Origin of the sequence: Sinorhizobium sp. RAC02 (assembly GCF_001713395.1) — a bacterium.
Classification (GTDB): domain Bacteria; phylum Pseudomonadota; class Alphaproteobacteria; order Rhizobiales; family Rhizobiaceae; genus Shinella.
The window spans coordinates 358,450-376,373 of the sequence record NZ_CP016450.1 but is presented as its reverse complement, the minus strand read 5'-3'; the positions used below and the strand labels follow the sequence as shown (position 1 = coordinate 376,373).

Below are 17,924 nucleotides of genomic sequence, written 5' to 3'. Positions count from 1 at the left end.
TGCGCCAGCCGTGGAAAACTCTCCAGTAACACACGAAAGGTAAAGTCATGAGCCACGAAACTTACGAGCTCAAGGCCGAAACACGCGAACGGGTTGGTAAGGGGTCCTCCCGTGAACTTCGCCGCAACGGTCTTATTCCTGCAGTTATCTACGGCGACAAGCAGGCCCCGCTTTCCATCGCCCTGTCGACCAAGGACGTCACGCAGCGTATCCACGCCGGCGGCTTCAAGACGACAGTTGCCACGATCGACGTCAACGGCGAAAAGATCAAGGTCCTGCCGAAGGACTTCCAGCTTGATCCGGTCCGCGACTTCACGATGCATGTCGACTTCCTCCGCGTTTCGGGCAACACCCACGTCGTGGTCGAAGTTCCGGTTCACTTCATCAACGAAGAGAAGTCCCCGGGCATCAAGGTCGGCGGCGTCCTGAACATCGTTCGTCACGCTGTCGAACTGCATGCTCTGGCCGGCGACATTCCGGAATTCCTGACGGCTGACCTGTCCGGCCTCAAGGTCGGCGACGGCATCCACATCTCGAACATCAAGCTGCCGAAGGGCACGAGCCCGGTCATCACCGACCGCGACTTCACGATCGCCACGATTGCCACCCCGGCAGCCGGCGTGCGGGAAGAAGAAGCCGAAGGCTCCGCAGAATAATCCCTTCCAAAGGGATCGTTCGGAAAACCCCGCATTCTCCCGAATGCGGGGTTTTTCTTTGCCCGCTTGCCGGCACTACCGTGGCGGGAGGTTTGAATTATCAGCACTTTTCCGGATCGGTATTTCAGCAACATTTAAGACTTTGGTGAAAAGCTAAGCCTCTAAAAATGACGAAGACCAAAGAGGGGCACTATGGGCTGGCTTCGCACCATGGCAGGCGGGCAACCGGCATGAAGATGCATTCGGTGGAAAGCCGCTTCATTGCCATCGTCATCGGCGCCCTGCTCGTCTTCGTCGCTCCCCTGTTCGTCCTGTTCCTCATCCTTTCGTCCGATCGTGTCGCGCGCGAGCGCCTGCAGAACACCGAAGTGCTGCTGGAGGCCAATGTCCAGGCGCTCGGAAAACCGCTGTGGGATTTCGACAAGGACAGCATCGACCAGATCGTCACGGCACTCCAGGCCGAGGCCGATATCAGCTTCGTGCGTGTTCGCGACAGTTCGGACGTGATCGACATCCGCAAGCCGGCGGTGAGCCCCGATCCGGACGACGCCCGTTCCGTCGTCAAGACCGATATCCTCTATCGGGCGAGCGACGGCATCAAGAAGGTCGGCACGGCCGAGATCTGGCTGCGCAAGCAGGGCCTGTTCGCTCGTTTTACGAAGGACGAGATGACGATCTTCGCCATCTTCTTCTTTGCCGTCGCAACGCTGTTCACCGCCGCCATCATCGGCAACCGCATCACCATCATCCGGCCGCTGATGCGGCTGACGGCGGCCATAGAGGCCACGCGCCGGCTCGGCTCACGCCATCACGTCGACTGGACGTCGAACGACGAGATGGGCGCACTCGCCCATAATTTCAACGAGATGCAGAGCAAGCTGGAGCGCGAGGAGAAGGAACTCAAGCTGGCGCACGCCCGCGCCACCGACATCTACAATCTCACCCCGGCGATGCTCTTCTCCATCGATGGAGACAACCGCATCACCGCCGTCAGCGACTACTGGCTGACCGCTACCGGCTATCGCCGCGAAGCGGTGATCGGCCAGGAATTCACCGATTTCGTCGTCGAGGAATCGCGCGAGGCCTACCGCAAGCGCCATACCACCAGCATGGAAAACGGCGGCATCTGCGAGGTCACCGTGCGCTTCCGCTGCGCCGATGACAGCGTCATCGACGTGCTGATCCTGGAGACCGGCGTCGAGGCAAGCAACAGCCGGCAGGCCTTGTCGCTCTCGGTCATGACCGACGTCACCGACCTCAAGGAGGCGGAAACCCGCAACCACCGCCAGGCGATCACCGATCACCTGACGGGACTGCTCAACCGTCAGGGTTTCGAAGCCGTGCTGGACGACCTGATCGGCGAAGCCGACAAGCTCGGCCAGCAGCTCGCCTGCCTGTTCGTCGACCTCGACCGCTTCAAGTGGATCAACGACAATCTCGGCCACGCCGCCGGCGACGACGTGCTGTGCCAGGTCGCGATGCGCCTGCGCCGCCAGCTGCGCGCCAACGATGTGATTGCGCGCCTTGGCGGCGACGAGTTCGCCATCCTGCTATGCGCGCCCAATGCCCGCCAGCTCGCCATGGATATCAGCGATCGGCTGGTCGCAAGCCTGCGCGCGCCGCTAATCGTCAACGGCGCGGAACTCAATGTCAGCGCCAGTATCGGCGTCGCCGTCTATCCCGACCATGCCGAGACGGCCGCCTGCCTGCTGCAAAAGTCGGACATGGCGATGTATGCGCGCAAGCGCAGCGGCAAGAACGGCGTGCAGCTCTTCGACAACAACATGGTCGACATCGCCCGCAAGCGGCTGGAGACAGAGCAGTTCATCGACCAGGGCCTGCGCGACGACTGGTTCACCGCCCATCTCCAGCCGATCGTCAGCCTGTCGGACGGGCGCGTCGCCGGCTTCGAGGCCCTGATGCGCCTCAACCACCCCGAACGCGGCCTTTTGCCGCCGGCCGAGATCATCGGCATTGCCGAGGAGAATGGCTCGATCGGCCAGATCGGCGACGCCATCCTGTCGAAGGCCATTGCGAGCCTCGCGGTCATTTCCAGGCTCGACGGGCTTGCCGACAGCTATCTCGCGGTCAACTTCTCGCCCCTGCAGTTCGAGCCCGTCCTGCCCGCGCGCCTTGCCGCGCTGCTTCTCCAGAACGGTATCACGCCGTCGCGCATCGTCGTCGAGATCACCGAGGCCGTGCTGATGCTCGATAATCCGGTGGTACGCGACGTGCTCGACGCGCTCTCCGACCTCGGTTGCCGCATTGCACTCGACGATTTCGGCACGGGCTATTCCTCGCTCAGCTACCTCAACCGCTTCCCCGTCGATATCGTCAAGGTCGACCAGTCTTTCACCCGTTCGCTTTCGAGCGACCAGCCGGACGTGCGCCGCAAGAGCCGCATGCTGGTCGAAGGCATCCGCACGATTTCGCACCAGATGGGCTGCGCTGTGGTGGCCGAGGGCATCGAGACCACCGAGCAGTGGGACATCCTCCAGGCGATGAACATCGAATTCGGCCAGGGTTACCTGCTCAGCCGGCCCCTGCCGCTTGACGCGCTCATCGAAAAGCTGGACGAATTCGCAAGGCCCGCCGTGCCCAAGCGCCAGGCGATAGCATCCTGAGAGGACCAGGGGACGAGACGATGAAGACACTGCTTCTCACGCTTTGCCTGTCGCTTGCTCCCCTTTCCGCGCCGCTTGCCGAAACCCTGCATTTCGTCACCGAGGAATACGCGCCCTTCAACTACACGAAGGACGGCAAGGTCACCGGCATCGCAGTCGAGCAGGTCGAGGCGATCGCCAAGGCGGCCGGCATCGATTACAAGCTGGAGATCATGCCATGGGCGCGCGCCTTCGCCATGGCGGAAAGCCAGCCGATGCATTGCGTCTTTACCACGGGCTATAACCGCGAACGAGCCGACCGTTTTCTCTGGGTGAACCCGCTCCTGAAGGATGAGATGGTTTTGCTGAAACGCAAGGACGGCAGCAAGGGGCCGGCGACACTCAACGCAGCGCTCGGCATGAAGGCCGGCTCGCAACGCGGCGATTTCGCCGTCGAGGCGCTGGAAGACCTCGGCTTCAAGGATATCGATCTCGCTGCCGACATCGACATCAGCGTGCGCAAGCTGCTCTCAGGACGCATCGACCTGATGCCGACCTCCGTCAAGACCTACGAAAACCTGGTGAAGCAAGGGCAGCCGGTCGAAAAGGCCATGCTGATGGCCGGCCAGATCTACGGCCTCGCCTGCCAGAAGGACACGCCGCCGGATCTCATCAGGCGCCTTCAGGCAGAACTCGACAAACTGATCATGAGCGGCGAGCAGGACCGCATCTTCACCGCCTACGGGCTTCCGCCAAACACCCACACGGCACAAAACGGCGCGAAGAAATAACCGCAGGCGGTTGACTTCCGGCCGCTTTCGCGGTGGTGAAGGCAACGACAGATCCTTTTGGCGGACCATTCCATGCTGATCATCGCCGGGCTCGGCAATCCGGGCGCAAAATATGCGGGCAACCGCCACAATATCGGTTTCATGGCGCTGGACGCGATCCATCGCAAGAACCCGTTTTCGCCCTGGTCGAAGAAGTTCAAGGCCGAGATCTCGGAAGGCGAACTTGCCGGCGACAAGGTACTGCTGATCAAGCCGCAAACCTTCATGAACCTTTCGGGCGAATCCGTCGGCGAGGCCATGCGCTTCTACAAGCTCGCGCCGAAGGACATCGTCGCAATCTACGACGAGCTGGACCTCGCCGCCGGCAAGGCGCGCATCAAGACCGGTGGCGGCCATGGCGGCCACAACGGCATCAAGTCGATCGACGCCCATTGCGGCCGGGAGTACCGGCGGCTGCGCCTCGGCATCGGCCATCCCGGCGTCAAGGAGCTCGTTACCAACCATGTGCTCGGCGATTTCGCCAAGGCCGACCACAGCTGGCTCGATCCGCTGCTCGACGAACTGGCGCTCAATGCCGACATGCTGGTACGGGGCGAGGATTCGCAACTGATGAACAAGCTGGCGCTCGCCGTCGGCGGCAAGTCGGAGGAGAAGGAAGCGGCGGCGAAAAAGCCCGCCGCCCAGTCCCACATCCGCCCGGCGCGCAACCACGCCCAACCGAAGATCCTGCCGACGACCGGGCCGATGGCGGAAATGCTGAAAAAGCTGCTCGGCAACAAGGGCGAGTGATTTTTAGAGTACTTTCGGGAAACGGCGTGGTGGCCACACCACCGAAACCGCTTCACAGCGTGGCATTGCAGCAGGTGCGCGAGAAATAGAGCCGATGGTGCCGGACACGCGGCCGGCTGCGGTCATGTTGTCTGCATTGCTCCGGGAGCGGCCATTCCTGTTGCGCGCCGTGCTCCTGTGCCGTGGGGTGCTTTCCGGCGCGCAAGGTGTAAGCTGACCAGCATTCAAGATCATGGAGGTGATGCATGCCCCGTTTCCTTGCCGTTTACACTATTCGGCCCGAGGACGTCGCGTCTTTCCGAAGCCTTCCCAAAGCCGAGCAAGACGCTATCGATGCCATCGGCGTCAAACAGTGGGCGGCCTGGGAGGAAAGAAATACTGCGTCTATCCTCGATCGTGGCGGCATGGTGGGAAAGACGACACGTGTCACCAAGGACGGCGTCGCCAAAGCGGTCAATCCATTCTGCGGCTATCTGGTGGTCGAGGCTGAAACCGCCGATGCCGCCGCGCGACTTTTCCACGACCACCCCCACATCACGGTCTTTCCCGGCGACGGCGTGGATATCATGCCCTTTGTAACCTGACCGCCGAGGAGTGATCAGGCCGCTGTCATGCGGCGGCCTGTCTGACGTCAAAGGAAGGCTTCACGAAGCCGAGAATTTCACCGTCACGCCGCGCTGCCGAAAATAGGCCTGCATGAGCTTCCTGCCGGAGCGGTTGTTCTGCACGAGCCTGGACGGGTCGAATACGGCCTCTTTCAAACCCTCGCGCGTCAACGCGGCCTTGAGAGTCGCGATATGCACGTCGATGTCGGCATTGTCCGCTTGAAGTGATTCATAAATGCGGTTTGTTGCATCCGCTACGGTCGGTTCGCTCACCATTACGCTCCTGTTGTTGTTCGGCAGGCGCTTATCACACTTTTCGGCGTGACCCTACTGCGCCGAAAAATACCGTCTTCGATGGGTGGCAATGGATTGGAACATCGTGACCGCTTTCGAAAGTACAGCACCAGAAGCGGACCAGCGGGGACCGACCCCTTGCGGTCGAGATGCCACGACAGCTTCGCGCCACTTGCGGTCATTCTGCTTCCAACTTACACCTTGGCTATGGTCCTTGCCCGCAAAGTAGTCCTTCACAGTCCCATCTCTGACACGGCTGATCTCGCAGGGTTTGTCGAGCGGTGCCTTTCTGAGGGCGTGTTCCTGCTCGCAATTGTCGGACCGGGCGCGGACAAACTGGAAGATGAGGTGGATTGGATCGTTGTTGGCGACGGCAACGATCCCAGCCGCTTCCTTTGCACCACATCACACCCGAACGATCCCCTTGAAGAGGTCATCGGCATGGCGAATGCCTTCGATGCCGACCGCGGTGGGGTGGAGCAAGTATTTCTTTAGTGCGAATGGATTGATGCCACCAAGCGCAGGCCGAGCTACTCTTCCGGCTCGGTCTGGAAAAGCAGCGGGAAACCGGCTTCCTTGGCGAGGTCCGTCGCTTCTTTCGCCTTGGTCTCCGCAATATCGCGGGCGCAAACCACGACGACGCAGGTGCCCATCTTGTGTGCGGTGATCATCACGCGCTGGCTCGCATCCTCGTTCATGCTGAAGACCGCCTTCAGCACCAGCACAACGAATTCGCGCGGCGTGTAGTCGTCATTGACAAGAATGACCTTGTAGAGCTTCGGCCGTTCCAGCTTCGGCTTGGTTGTCGTCTTCGGGGTCAGGGTGACATCATCGTTGCCCATCGGAAGCCCTCCTCGTGAGTGTGCCTTCGAGCGATGTAGGCATCATTGTGCATCGCGAGAAGGGGGAGTTCAAGAGCTGCGCATGCGGCAAACACTTGACCCTGCCCCGTCCTTCCCCCATAGCGGGGGCAACGATTTTCGAGACGAATGGACCACCTCAATGGGTTTCAAATGCGGTATCGTCGGACTGCCGAATGTCGGCAAGTCGACCCTCTTCAATGCGCTGACCAAGACGGCGGCGGCGCAGGCGGCAAACTATCCCTTCTGCACGATCGAACCGAACACCGGCGAAGTGGCGGTTCCCGATCCGCGCATGAAGGCGCTTGCGACCATCGCAGGCTCCAAGGAGATCATCCCGACGCGCATCTCCTTCGTCGACATCGCCGGCCTCGTGCGCGGCGCCTCGAAGGGGGAAGGCCTCGGCAACAAGTTCCTCGCCAACATCCGCGAAGTCGACGCCGTGGTGCATGTGCTGCGCTGCTTCGAAGATGACGACATTACCCATGTCGAGGGGCGCATCAATCCGGTCGGCGACGCCGACACGATCGAGACCGAGCTTATGCTCGCCGACCTGGAAAGCCTTGAGCGCCGCGTCGAGCAGACGCGCAAGCGCGCCGCCAGCAAGGACAAGGAATCGCTCTCGCAGCTGCCGATCATGGAAGCCGTGGTCAAGCTCCTGAACGAGGGCAAGCCGGCCCGCCTTCTGCTGAAGACGCTGGCGCCTGAAGAGATCGAGATCCTGAAGGGCCTCAACCTCCTGACGTCGCATCCGGTTCTCTACGTCTGCAACGTCGCGGAAGGCGATGCATCGACCGGCAACAGCCATACCGAAGCCGTGGCCGCCATGGCCAAGGAACAGGGCGCCGAATGCGTCATCATCTCGGCTGCGATCGAGTCCGAGGTCGCCCAGCTTCCGGAAGAGGAAGCTCAGGAATTCCTCTCGGCGCTCGGCCTTGAGGAAGCTGGTCTCGACCGTCTCATCCGCGCCGGTTACCACCTGCTCGACCTGATCACCTATTTCACCGTCGGCCCCAAGGAAACCCGCGCCTGGACCATCGTGCGCGGTACCAAGGCGCCGCAGGCCGCCGGCGTCATCCACACCGATTTCGAACGCGGCTTCATCCGCGCCTTCACGATCGCCTATGACGATTACATCGCCTACAAGGGCGAAGTCGGCGCGAAGGAAGCTGGCAAGGGCCGCGACGAAGGCAAGGAATACGTGGTCCAGGACGGCGACGTCATCCACTTCCGCTTCAACACCTGAAGCAGCCGTTCCGCATCGCCGACAGCCGATCCGCTGCCGCCCTTTACCGAAGGGGCGGCAGTTTTTCTTTGAGCGCCATGGGCAGCGGCGTGACCGCCCATCGCCGGAAATGCGGCCAGCCAATGCCGATGGTCAGCACGACGACGCCGACGATCAGCAGCGTCAGGAAGACATAACCCTCCGGTGCGGCCTCGATGCCCTGGAGAAGGCTGGCGATCGCCAGACCGAGGGACACAAGGCCGGACGTGACGAAAGCCCGCCGGTCGATGATCAGTCCGATCGCCATGAGGACGATGACGATGCCGACAATGATCAGCGCGTCCGGCAGCCCCTTGCTGCCACTGAACAGCTGCTCATTGGCGAAGTCGCCCAGGAACACGAAGGCCAGCATCGCGTAGAGCAGCGCGGGTGCGGTGATGAGATGCAGCCAGAAAGCGATATCGGACCGGCGTGTGACGCGGAACCGGTCCGACAGGTCATAGACCATCGCCAGCGAAATGAGACCAAGCGCCGCGACAAGGAAGATGGCCGACGCGACGACCGGATGATCGGCAAGGACATCCGCGCTTCCCGTGAAGCGTGAAAGAGCGAGGAAAATCAGGCCGAGAGCGGTCGCAGCCAAGGAAAGGAACCACAGGCTCAGCGACAGTGGGATGCGATAACGCCAGTAGAACGGTGGCAGGAGGATCGCGAACGGCAGCATGACGAGCAAGAAATGCAGAACGGGTTCCGGCTCCGGCTGGCCGATGAAGCTATCGAGGGCGATGACCGTCGTCACGAAGATCCAGTGGACATAGAGAAGCGTCAGCAGTACCGCCGGCAGCGCCAGCCGCTGCCGTTTCACGAGGATTTCCGCCAGCACGATGATAACCGGCAGCGCGGCGAGGAAGGCACCGACACCCCAGACGCCTGCCATGGCAATCGCCACGCCGATGGTGATTAGCACGTCGTGGAAACCGCGGACGAAACGTGGTGCTTCCGTGTCCTCGATCGGGGAAATAGCGCGATCCTCAGCGGAGCCGGCAATGTCGAGCGTATCAGCCTTGGACGGCGATTGCAGCGTCACGCCGCGCGCCGCCATATAGGGCAGCAACGTGCCCGCCTGCTCGGCGGAGATGAGGCCCTCGCCGGCCGCTCCGTCGAGCACGGATTTCAAGGTCTGCATGGATCACTGTCTCCTCGTGCCGCAGGGAGCGCCACCTTACCCGCGGTCGGCGAGGTGGCAAGCGCATGAGCGGACAAGACCTTGCAAAACCGTGCCGCGCTCGCCATTGTTTTTCGAAACATGACGGATCAGGCAGTGACGACCTACACATTCGAAGACTTTACACCTGGACGCCGCTTCGACTTTGCCGCGCGGACCCTGACAACGGACGAAATCATCGCCTTCGCAAGCGAGTTCGATCCGCAGCCGATGCATCTCGACGAGGAGGCCGGCCGCGCCAGCATTCTGGGCGGGCTTGCGGCCTCCGGCTGGCACACCAGCGCGCTGATGATGCGCATGCTCTACGAGGCCTACATAAACGGCTCCACCTCGGAAGGCTCACCCGGCGTCGACCTGATGGAATGGAAGCGGCCGGTGCTTGCCGGTGACACGCTCGGCGGTCACTGCGTGGTGCTGGAGGCCCGCGCCTCACGCTCGCGGCCGGAGATCGGCATCGTGCGCATGCGCGCCGAGGTGACCAACCAGCGCGGCGAGCTCGTCGCGGTCTCGGAATATATCAACATGATGCGCCTTGCCGAGAAGGAAGCCGACCATGCGCATGGCTGAGCTTTATCCCTTCAACGAAACGGTCGAAATCGGCAGCCTCACCTTTACGGCAGAGGACATCATCCGCTTTGCCAAGAGCTTTGATCCGCAGCCCTTCCACCTCGATGCGGAACTCGCCAAACACGCCCTCTTCGGCGGGCTCTGCGCCTCCGGCTGGCATTCTGCGGCCGGGTGGATGAAATGTTTCGTGCCGTTCTGGGTGCGTGAATGCAAGCGGCTCGCGAAAGAGGGTATCGTGCCGCCGAACCTCGGCCCCTCCCCGGGCTTCACGAAACTCGGTTGGCTGAAGCCGGTCTTCGCCGACGACACGATCACCTATTCGGTGACGCTGATGGCATCGCGCGAGCTCGCCTCGCGCCCCGGCCGCCTCGTCAACACGATCCTCTGCGCCGGCAGGAACCAGAACGGCGAGCCGGTCATCCGGTTCGAGAGCACGGTACTGGAATTCGTCTGAACGCTATTGAGCGTCGAGCTTCCCCTCATCCGGCCCTTTGGGCCACCTTCTCCCCAGCGGGGAGAAGGTGGCCCAAAGGGCCGGATGAGGGGGCCGGCGATGCGTCTAAAGGATTCCCGTGGAACGGGATCAGGGCTCAATGCCCGTCGAAGGAAACCAGCGTACGGACTTCCACATCCAGCGCTTCCAGCTTCTTGCGGCCGCCGAGTTCCGGCAGGTCGATGACGAAGCAGGCGGCGACGATATCCGCGCCGATCTGACGCAGCAGCTTTACTGCCGCTTCCGCCGTGCCGCCGGTGGCGATCAGGTCGTCGATGAGGATCACCTTCTCGCCCGGCTTGATGGCGTCCTTGTGCATCTCCATCTCGTCCACGCCGTATTCCAGGCTGTAGGCGATGCGTACGGTCTCGTGCGGCAGCTTGCCCTTCTTGCGGATCGGCACGAAGCCGGTCGACAGCTGGTGCGCCATGGCGCCGCCCAGGATGAAGCCGCGTGCCTCGATGCCCGCGACCTTTGCGATACCGATGCCCGCGTAAGGGTGCACCAGCTCGTCTACCGCGCGGCGGAAGGCGCGCGGATTGCCGAGCAGCGTGGTGATGTCGCGGAACATGACGCCGGGCTTCGGATAGTCCGGGATGTTGCGGATCGCGGCAATGAGTTCGTTTTCAAGTGTGGACATGGTTTTCCCGACTGCGGAGGGGTTCGCCCGATTATTGCAGGTGCGGCGCCCACCCTCAACAAAAAAGGCGGCCCGGAGGCCGCCTTTTCAACCGAGTGCCATAAGGCTGCTCAGTGTTCCTTGTTCGCGTAGACCGACTTCTTCGTCAGGTAGATCAGGCCGGTGAAGATCAGCAGGAAGACCATGACCATGAAGCCGGTGCGCTTGCGCTCTTCGAGGTGCGGCTCCGCAGCCCACATCAGGAAGGCGGAAACGTCGTGCGCGTACTGGTCGACCGTCTGCGGAGAACCATCGTCATAGGTGACCTGGTCGTCGGAGATCGGCTTGGCCATGGCGAGCGCTGCGGCACCTGCGAAGTACGGGTTGAAGTGCGTGCCTTCAGCGACTTCGACATGCGCCGGCTTCTCTTCATCGTAGCCCGTCAGCAGCGAGTAGATATAGTCCGGCCCGCCTTCCTGGTACTGCGTGAAGATGTCGAAGACGAACTGCGGGAAGCCGCGGGTGATGCCGCGCGCCTTGGCGATCAGCGAGAAGTCCGGCGGCGCTGCGCCGTTGTTCGAGGCGGCAGCCGCTTCGTGGTTCGCATAGGGCGACGGGAAGTGGTCGGACGGAACGGCCTTGCGGGTGAACATCTCACCGTCGCTGTTCGGGCCGTCCTGCACTTCGTAGTTCGCCGCGAAAGCCTTGACCTGCGCTTCCGAGTAACCGAGGCCTTCCAGCGTGCGGAAGGCTACAAGGTTCATCGAATGACAGGCCGAACAGACTTCCGTGTAGACCTTCAGGCCGCGCTGGAGCTGGCCCTTGTCATACTTGCCGAACGGGCCGGCAAAGGACCAGTCCTGCTCTCTCGGCTTGTGCATCGGGTAGTGCGGCGTGGCGTGTTCCGCCTCGGCACCAGCGGCAGGCGCTGCCTCTTCCGCCGTGGCGAAGGAGACGCCGAGACCGGCGACGAGTGCGAGCGCCAGAATGCCTGAAACAAGCTTTTTCATTGTCATGGTTCCTTTCTCGCTCGCTCTCAGGCTTTGGCCAGCTTGGCGTTTTTCTTTTCCAGAACCGCTTCCGTGATCGAATTCGGAATGCGCTTCGGGGTCTCGATCAGGCCGAGAACCGGCATGATGACGAGGAAGAAGCCAAAGTAGTACAGAGTGCCGAGCTGCGAGAGGATGACGTAGATGCCTTCTGCCGGCATCGCGCCGAGCCAGCCGAGCAGGATGGCATTGGCCACGAAGATCCAGAAGAACAGCTTGTACCAGGGGCGATAGACGGCGGAGCGAACCTTCGACGTATCGAGCCAGGGCAGGAAGAACAGCACGATGATCGCACCGAACATCACCAGAACGCCGCCGAGCTTCGAGTCGATCGGGCCGACGTTGAAGGTGATGGCGCGCAGCATCGCGTAGAACGGCAGGTAGTACCATTCCGGAACGATGTGCGCCGGCGTCTTCAGCGGATCAGCCGGAATGTAGTTGTCCGGGTGGCCGAGATAGTTCGGCATGTAGAAGACGAACCAGGCAAACGCGATCAGGAAGACCGAAACGCCGAGTGCGTCCTTGAGCGTCGCATAGGGCGTGAAGGCGACCGTGTCGGTCTTGGACTTCACCTCGACACCGGTCGGGTTGGTCTGACCGGTGACGTGCAGCGCCCAGACGTGCAGGATGACGACGCCGGCGATCATGAAGGGCAGCAGGTAGTGCAGCGCGAAGAAGCGGTTCAGCGTCGGCTGATCAACGGCAAAGCCGCCGAGCAGGAACTGCTGGATCCATTCGCCGACCCACGGGAAGGCCGAGAAGAAGCCGGTAATAACCGTCGCACCCCAGAAGGACATCTGACCCCAGGGCAGAACGTAGCCCATGAAGCCGGTTGCCATCATCAGAAGGTAGATGACGACGCCGAGGATCCAGAGGATTTCGCGCGGCGCCTTGTAGGAGCCGTAGTAGAGGCCGCGAGCGATATGCAGGTAGACTGCGATGAAGAAGAAGGACGCACCGTTGGCGTGCATGTAGCGCAGCAGCCAGCCGTGGTTGACGTCGCGCATGATCTTCTCGACCGAAACGAAGGCCTCGTTGACGCTGGCGATATAGTGCATGGCCAGAACGATGCCGGTCAGGATCTGCACGATCAGCATCACCGACAGCATGGCGCCGAAGGTGTAGGCATAGTTCAGGTTGCGCGGGACCGGGTAGGAAACGAAGCTGTCATGGATCATGCGCGGCAGAGGCAGGCGCGAGTCGACCCATTTTTCGATGCCAGTCGTCGGCTGGTAGGTTGAATGTTCAGCACTCATTATCAGGTGTCCCCTCAACCGATCTTGATGACTGTATCGGATACGAACGAAAAGGTCGGCACAGCGAGGTTCTCAGGGGCGGGGCCCTTACGAATACGACCAGCGGTATCGTAGTGAGAACCATGACAGGGACAGAACCAACCGCCGAAATCGCCGGCCTGGCCGAGCGGAATACAGCCGAGGTGGGTACAGACGCCGACCATGATGATCCAGTTTTCCTTGCCCTCTCCCGCCGAGCGATCGAGGTCCGTCGCCTGCGCGTCGGCCGCGATGTTGGCGTTACGGGCAACCGAGTCCTTGAGATCACCAAGCTGGACGGCCTTGGCTTCCTCAACTTCCTTGTCGGTACGGTTGCGGATGAACACCGGCTTGCCGCGCCACTTGACGGTCAGGGACATGCCGGGCGTCAGGCTGGAGACGTCGACATCGATGGCGCCGAGCGCCAGCGTCGACGCATCCGGGCGCATCTGGTCGATGAACGGCCAGGCGACAGCCACGCCGCCCACGACGCCCGCCATACCGGTGGTCAGGTAAAGGAAATCGCGGCGAGTGGGCTCGCCCAGGGATTCACTTGATGTCTCGTGTTCGCTCACGGCTAAACCATCCTCTCACGCAATGTCTGCGGAAACCCGCCACGCCCCTTGGAAACCGGTCAAGTCCGGACACAATACGGCCATAGATTCCCCGTCAATCCGGCGCGTTCTATGCTTGATCGCAAATTATGTCTAGCCTTGGCAAGGGGAGGTGGGCACATTGTCGCGGGAAAAACGAGGCATCTTGACAAGGTGCAGGCATCACCTTGAACATCCAGCGCTTCCCGGCTGAAAAGGCAGTCGCGAAACGACGATTTGCGGCTCTATTGCGCCGCTTCCTCATGCCCGAGGAAGCCGCCCGACTGACGCGACCAGAGATCCGCATAGAGCCCGCCTCTGGCAACGAGCTCCGCATGGGTCCCCTCCTCCACGATATCCCCGCGGTCCATGACGATCAGGCGATCGAGAGCCGCGATGGTGGAAAGGCGATGGGCTATGGCGAGCACGGTCTTGCCGCGCATCAGCCGCTCGAGGTTTGACTGGATCGCCGCCTCGACTTCGGAATCGAGCGCCGACGTTGCCTCGTCGAGCACCAGGATCGGCGCATCCTTCAGCATGACGCGGGCAATGGCGATACGCTGGCGCTGGCCGCCGGAAAGCTTGACGCCGCGCTCGCCGACATGGGCGTCGTAGCCACGGCGACCGCGCAGGTCTTCGAGTGCGAGGATAAAATCGTGCGCCTCAGCCTTCTTCGCCGCCTCGATCACTTCCGCCTCGCTCGCATCCGGATTGCCGAACAGGATGTTGTCGCGGATCGAGCGGTGCAGCAGCGCCGTGTCCTGACTGACCATGCCGATATTGGCGCGCAGGCTCTCCTGCGTGACCCCGGCAATGTCTTCGCCGCCGACAAGGATGCGCCCGCCCTCGAGATCGTAGAAGCGCAGCAGCAGATTGACCAGCGTCGACTTGCCGGCCCCGGACCGCCCGACAATGCCGACCTTTTCGCCCGGCCGGATCGACAGCGACAGGTTGTCGATGACGCCGGACGCGCGACCATAGTGGAAACGGACATTCTCGAAGCGTATCTCGGGGCGCACGACCTTCATCTCGGTCGCATCCGGCTTGTCGACGAGGCCGATCGGCTGGGAAATGAGGTCGGCAGAGTTCTGGATCGTGCCGATGTTGCGCATGATGCTGTTCAGCTGCGTCATCAACCGGTTGAGCAGGAAGTTGAGCCGGAGCACCAGCGCCATGGTGAAGGCGACGGCGCCGGAGCTGGCAATACCGCCGAGCCAGAGATGGATGGAGAGCACCGCCATGGCCACGATCATCAGGCCGGAGACGAACGCCATGGAAGCACGCACGCCGGTCAGGAACCGCGTGAAGTTGAGCGTCGTCGCCTGGAAGGTATCAAAGCCATTGCGCATATAGCGGTCGTTCGCATCGTCGCGGCCGAACAGTTTCAGCGTCTGGATGTTGGAATAGGCATCGACCATGCGGCCGCTGAGCATGGATGCGGCCTCGGCCGTCTGGCGCGAATGCTCGCGGATACGCGGCACGAAGTAGCGCGCCAGCACGGAAAAGACCGCAAGCCAGACGACCAGCACGGCGGCAAGCCGCCAGTCGAGCTGGCCGAGCAGCACCAGCGTCGAAGCCGTGTAGATCGTCACGAACCACACGCTTTCCATGAAGGAGGTGATGACATCGCCCGTCGCCTGCCCCGCGGACCAGACTTTCGTGACGATGCGGCCGGAAAAATCGTTCTGGAAGAACGAGAGCGACTGGCGCGCGACATGCACATAGGACTGCCAGCGCACCAGATTGTAGAAGCCGGGCGTGATGACCTGCTGGTCGACGAGTGCCGTCAGGAAGGTGACGACGAACCGCACGAGGCCGATCAGCCCCAGCATCAGCAGGAGTTCCGGCCCATGCGCCGCGATCAGCCCGCTCCACCCGTCACCAGGCTTGACCGTCGCCAGAATATCGACCAGTCGCCCGACAAACCAGAACGTTGCCGCCTCGATGCCCGCCGTGATGCCGCCCAGCACCAGCATCGCCGCAAAAGGCGCCTTGGCCTGCCCAACATAGAACCAGATGAAAGCAAACAGTCCCTGCGGCGGCCGCAGATCATCCCGCCGCGCAAAAGGCTGAATCCAGTTCTCGAACCAGGAGAAGAGCGTGCGGAAGGTCATGCCTCCGATATAGGCGGTTTTGGGCGGCGGACAACTTAAAGATTGGAAAGGTGAAGGCCGGTCTCCATGTCCTGGAGACCGGCCTTCCTGTTTACTCCGCCGCCACTTCCGCGTTGGCGTCATCCGCGATGAAGCCGCCGGACTGGCGGGTCCAGAGGTCGGCGTAGATGCCGCCCTTGGCGACGAGTTCGGCGTGGGTGCCGGTCTCGTGCAGGTGGCCCTTGTCGAGCACGACGATGCGGTCCATCTCCGTCAGCGTCGAGAGGCGGTGAGCGATCGCGATCACCGTCTTGCCCTGCATGAGGGCGAAGAGGTTTTCCTGGATCGCCGCCTCGACTTCCGAGTCGAGCGCCGAGGTCGCCTCGTCCAGCACCAGGATCGGCGCGTCCTTCAGGAAGACGCGGGCGATTGCGATACGCTGGCGCTGGCCGCCGGAGAGTTTCACGCCGCGTTCGCCGACCTGGGCATCGAGACCGGCGCGACCCTGCTGGTCGGTGAGGCCTTCGATGAAGTCCCAGGCATTCGCCCGCTTCGCCGCCTCGATGATCTCGACATCCGTCGCGTCCGGGTTACCGTAGGCGATGTTGTCGCGGATCGAGCGGTGCAACAGCGAGGTATCCTGCGTCACCACGCCGATCTGCGAGCGCAGGCTGTCCTGCGTGACCGTCGCGATGTCCTTGCCATCGATCGTGATCTTGCCGGATTCGAGATCGTAGAACCGCAAAAGCACGTTCATCAGCGTCGTCTTGCCGGCACCGGAGCGGCCGACGAGGCCGACCTTTTCGCCAGCGCCGATCGACAGCGACAAGTCCTCGATCACGCCCTTGTTCTTGCCGTAGTGGAAGCGGACGTGGTCGAAGTTGATCGCGCCCTTTTCCGCCGCCAGGGCGGGCGCCTGCGGACCATCCTTGATGTCATGCGGCTTGGTCATCATGCCCATGCCGTCATAGACCGTGCCGATGTTCTCGAAGAGCGCGGTCACCTCCCACATCACCCATTGCGACATGCCGTTGATGCGCATGGCAAGGCCGACGGCCACCGCCACCGCACCGACCGACACGTCGCCGGTCATCCAGAAATAGATGCCGAGTGCTGCCGTGGCGAACATCGTGATGACGTTGTTAATGTCGATCGCGATGTTGAACAGCGAGATCTTGCGCATCTGGTTGTGCACAGTCTGCAGGAACTGATCCATGCCGTCGCGGGCATAGGTCTCTTCCCGGCCGGCATGCGAGAACAGCTTTACCGTCGCTATGTTGGTGTAGCTGTCGACGATCCGGCCCGTCATCATCGAGCGCGCATCCGCCTGCTCGCGCGAAATCACCATGAGCTTCGGCACGAAGTAGCGCAGGATGCAGACGTAGATGGCGAACCACACGATGAGCGGCACGACGAGACGCAGGTCCGCCGAGGCGATGATCGCGATCATCGAGACGAAGTAGCTCACCACATAGATGAAGACGTCGATGATCTTCATCACCGTCTCGCGCACGGCCAGCGACGTCTGCATGACCTTCGTCGAGACGCGCCCGGCGAACTCGTTGGAGAAGAAGGTCATGCTCTGGCGGATGAGGTAACGATGCATCTGCCAGCGGGCGATCATCGGGAAATTGCCCGCAAGCGCCTGGTGCATGGTCATCGTGTGCAGCGCGCCGACAACGGGAATGACGATGAGCAGCAGCGCCGCCATCCAGATCAGCGTGCCGCCTTCCTTGGCGAGGAACGTGTTCGGATCGCTGTTCGACAGCCAGTCGATGATGTTGCCGAGGAACTGGAACAGCAGGACTTCCGCGATGCCGAGCACCATGGAGCAGAAGCCGAGCACGGCAAGCCAGGGTGCTGCCGGCTTCGTATAGTGCCATAGGAAGGCAAAAAGACCCTTCGGCGGCAGCGAAGGAGCCTCGGGGGGATAGGGATTCAAACGTCTTTCGAACCAGCCGAGCATGGCTTTCTCCGTAATGAAAAGACGGACCCGGGACGGACGGCGCAAAACGGGCGCTGTCAGGAACGGAATTCCGGTAGGATTGCCGCGCGGCGAGAAAAAACGTCACACGGCGATTTAAAGTCAGGATGCGATGGGATTTTGAGCGGCGAGGTGCCTAAGCGAGACGAGGCTTGATTCCAGCCGGGAGGCGCAGCCGATTCGATAATTGCATCAGGAACCTCC

At 62.0% G+C, this 17,924-nt stretch carries 18 protein-coding genes; 9 read left to right on the top strand and 9 right to left on the bottom strand.

All coding sequences use genetic code 11. From position 1 onward, the window contains the following. Positions 1-47: 47 nt before the first annotated feature. The 5 genes from BSY16_RS01775 (at position 48) to BSY16_RS01755 (ending at position 5,423) form a co-directional block, all read left to right on the top strand. A complete protein-coding gene (locus BSY16_RS01775; RefSeq protein WP_069058080.1) occupies positions 48-656 on the top strand; it encodes a 50S ribosomal protein L25/general stress protein Ctc in 609 nt (202 codons plus the stop codon). 236 nt (positions 657-892) lie between these two features. Then, positions 893-3,280 (top strand): putative bifunctional diguanylate cyclase/phosphodiesterase, encoded by a 2,388-nt coding sequence (locus BSY16_RS01770; RefSeq protein WP_069061311.1) that lies wholly within the window; start codon positions 893-895, stop codon positions 3,278-3,280. Positions 3,281-3,300: 20 nt separating this feature from the next. After that, on the top strand, positions 3,301-4,050 hold the full coding sequence (locus BSY16_RS01765) for a substrate-binding periplasmic protein (protein ID WP_069058079.1): 750 nt from the start codon (positions 3,301-3,303) through the stop codon (positions 4,048-4,050). Between the two features lie 72 nt (positions 4,051-4,122). Further along, a complete protein-coding gene (pth, locus tag BSY16_RS01760; protein ID WP_069061310.1) occupies positions 4,123-4,839 on the top strand; it encodes an aminoacyl-tRNA hydrolase in 717 nt (238 codons plus the stop codon). Between the two features lie 245 nt (positions 4,840-5,084). Then, the gene (locus BSY16_RS01755) at positions 5,085-5,423 is read left to right on the top strand and encodes a hypothetical protein (RefSeq protein ID WP_069058078.1); all 339 of its coding nucleotides are present in this window, start codon (positions 5,085-5,087) and stop codon (positions 5,421-5,423) included. Between the two features lie 60 nt (positions 5,424-5,483). Here the strand turns inward: BSY16_RS01755 and BSY16_RS01750 are convergent, their stop codons facing one another. Beyond that, on the bottom strand, positions 5,484-5,720 hold the full coding sequence (locus tag BSY16_RS01750; RefSeq protein ID WP_083242801.1) for a hypothetical protein: 237 nt from the start codon (positions 5,718-5,720) through the stop codon (positions 5,484-5,486). A gap of 78 nt (positions 5,721-5,798) precedes the next feature. Between BSY16_RS01750 and BSY16_RS33230 the strand changes: the two genes are divergently transcribed. Further along, entirely contained in the window at positions 5,799-6,233 is a 435-nt protein-coding gene (locus BSY16_RS33230) for a DUF7684 family protein (protein WP_502696015.1), read from the top strand. 35 nt (positions 6,234-6,268) lie between these two features. On the opposite strand, the gene clpS is transcribed toward BSY16_RS33230, so the two are convergent. Next, complete coding sequence (clpS, locus tag BSY16_RS01740) at positions 6,269-6,580, bottom strand: ATP-dependent Clp protease adapter ClpS (RefSeq protein ID WP_069058077.1); 312 nt, start codon at positions 6,578-6,580, stop codon at positions 6,269-6,271. Between the two features lie 160 nt (positions 6,581-6,740). Between clpS and ychF the strand changes: the two genes are divergently transcribed. Continuing rightward, positions 6,741-7,844 (top strand): redox-regulated ATPase YchF, encoded by a 1,104-nt coding sequence (ychF, locus tag BSY16_RS01735; protein ID WP_069058076.1) that lies wholly within the window; start codon positions 6,741-6,743, stop codon positions 7,842-7,844. A gap of 43 nt (positions 7,845-7,887) precedes the next feature. On the opposite strand, the gene BSY16_RS01730 is transcribed toward ychF, so the two are convergent. Then, positions 7,888-9,009, bottom strand: coding sequence for a hypothetical protein (locus BSY16_RS01730; RefSeq protein ID WP_069058075.1), 1,122 nt, complete (start codon positions 9,007-9,009; stop codon positions 7,888-7,890). 120 nt (positions 9,010-9,129) lie between these two features. Here BSY16_RS01730 and BSY16_RS01725 point away from each other — a divergent pair, with 120 nt between their 5' ends. Both BSY16_RS01725 and BSY16_RS01720 read left to right on the top strand, forming a co-directional pair. Continuing rightward, the gene (locus BSY16_RS01725) at positions 9,130-9,615 is read left to right on the top strand and encodes a MaoC family dehydratase (RefSeq protein ID WP_069061307.1); all 486 of its coding nucleotides are present in this window, start codon (positions 9,130-9,132) and stop codon (positions 9,613-9,615) included. Next, entirely contained in the window at positions 9,602-10,069 is a 468-nt protein-coding gene (locus tag BSY16_RS01720; RefSeq protein WP_069058074.1) for a MaoC family dehydratase, read from the top strand. The genes BSY16_RS01725 and BSY16_RS01720 overlap by 14 nt, the downstream gene beginning before the upstream one ends. A gap of 136 nt (positions 10,070-10,205) precedes the next feature. On the opposite strand, the gene BSY16_RS01715 is transcribed toward BSY16_RS01720, so the two are convergent. The 6 genes from BSY16_RS01715 to BSY16_RS01690 form a co-directional block, all read right to left on the bottom strand. After that, positions 10,206-10,748 carry an adenine phosphoribosyltransferase gene (locus BSY16_RS01715; RefSeq protein ID WP_069058073.1) on the bottom strand — a complete coding sequence of 181 codons (543 nt, stop codon included), beginning with the start codon at positions 10,746-10,748 and terminating at the stop codon, positions 10,206-10,208. A gap of 110 nt (positions 10,749-10,858) precedes the next feature. Then, positions 10,859-11,737 (bottom strand): cytochrome c1, encoded by an 879-nt coding sequence (locus BSY16_RS01710; protein ID WP_069061306.1) that lies wholly within the window; start codon positions 11,735-11,737, stop codon positions 10,859-10,861. A gap of 26 nt (positions 11,738-11,763) precedes the next feature. Further along, positions 11,764-13,032, bottom strand: a complete 1,269-nt coding sequence (locus tag BSY16_RS01705) for a cytochrome b (RefSeq protein ID WP_069058072.1) — start codon at positions 13,030-13,032, stop codon at positions 11,764-11,766. 14 nt (positions 13,033-13,046) lie between these two features. Then, positions 13,047-13,625, bottom strand: coding sequence for a ubiquinol-cytochrome c reductase iron-sulfur subunit (gene petA / locus BSY16_RS01700; RefSeq protein WP_069058071.1), 579 nt, complete (start codon positions 13,623-13,625; stop codon positions 13,047-13,049). 263 nt (positions 13,626-13,888) lie between these two features. Next, entirely contained in the window at positions 13,889-15,757 is a 1,869-nt protein-coding gene (locus BSY16_RS01695) for an ABC transporter ATP-binding protein (RefSeq protein WP_069058070.1), read from the bottom strand. A 91-nt stretch (positions 15,758-15,848) separates the two neighbouring features. Further along, on the bottom strand, positions 15,849-17,702 hold the full coding sequence (locus BSY16_RS01690; RefSeq protein ID WP_069058069.1) for an ABC transporter ATP-binding protein: 1,854 nt from the start codon (positions 17,700-17,702) through the stop codon (positions 15,849-15,851). Between the last annotated feature and the right edge of the window lie 222 nt (positions 17,703-17,924).

Bases quoted from the DNA above. Each gene is read 5' to 3' on its own strand.
- BSY16_RS01775 (WP_069058080.1), top strand. From the start codon at position 48: ATGAGCCACGAAACTTACGAGCTCAAGGCCGAAACACGCGAACGGGTT.
- BSY16_RS01770 (WP_069061311.1), top strand. From the start codon at position 893: ATGCATTCGGTGGAAAGCCGCTTCATTGCCATCGTCATCGGCGCCCTG.
- BSY16_RS01765 (WP_069058079.1), top strand. From the start codon at position 3,301: ATGAAGACACTGCTTCTCACGCTTTGCCTGTCGCTTGCTCCCCTTTCC.
- pth (WP_069061310.1), top strand. From the start codon at position 4,123: ATGCTGATCATCGCCGGGCTCGGCAATCCGGGCGCAAAATATGCGGGC.
- BSY16_RS01755 (WP_069058078.1), top strand. From the start codon at position 5,085: ATGCCCCGTTTCCTTGCCGTTTACACTATTCGGCCCGAGGACGTCGCG.
- BSY16_RS01750 (WP_083242801.1), bottom strand. From the start codon at position 5,720: ATGGTGAGCGAACCGACCGTAGCGGATGCAACAAACCGCATTTATGAA.
- BSY16_RS33230 (WP_502696015.1), top strand. From the start codon at position 5,799: ATGGGTGGCAATGGATTGGAACATCGTGACCGCTTTCGAAAGTACAGC.
- clpS (WP_069058077.1), bottom strand. From the start codon at position 6,580: ATGGGCAACGATGATGTCACCCTGACCCCGAAGACGACAACCAAGCCG.
- ychF (WP_069058076.1), top strand. From the start codon at position 6,741: ATGGGTTTCAAATGCGGTATCGTCGGACTGCCGAATGTCGGCAAGTCG.
- BSY16_RS01730 (WP_069058075.1), bottom strand. From the start codon at position 9,009: ATGCAGACCTTGAAATCCGTGCTCGACGGAGCGGCCGGCGAGGGCCTC.
- BSY16_RS01725 (WP_069061307.1), top strand. From the start codon at position 9,130: ATGACGGATCAGGCAGTGACGACCTACACATTCGAAGACTTTACACCT.
- BSY16_RS01720 (WP_069058074.1), top strand. From the start codon at position 9,602: ATGCGCATGGCTGAGCTTTATCCCTTCAACGAAACGGTCGAAATCGGC.
- BSY16_RS01715 (WP_069058073.1), bottom strand. From the start codon at position 10,748: ATGTCCACACTTGAAAACGAACTCATTGCCGCGATCCGCAACATCCCG.
- BSY16_RS01710 (WP_069061306.1), bottom strand. From the start codon at position 11,737: ATGAAAAAGCTTGTTTCAGGCATTCTGGCGCTCGCACTCGTCGCCGGT.
- BSY16_RS01705 (WP_069058072.1), bottom strand. From the start codon at position 13,032: ATGAGTGCTGAACATTCAACCTACCAGCCGACGACTGGCATCGAAAAA.
- BSY16_RS01695 (WP_069058070.1), bottom strand. From the start codon at position 15,757: ATGACCTTCCGCACGCTCTTCTCCTGGTTCGAGAACTGGATTCAGCCT.
- BSY16_RS01690 (WP_069058069.1), bottom strand. From the start codon at position 17,702: ATGCTCGGCTGGTTCGAAAGACGTTTGAATCCCTATCCCCCCGAGGCT.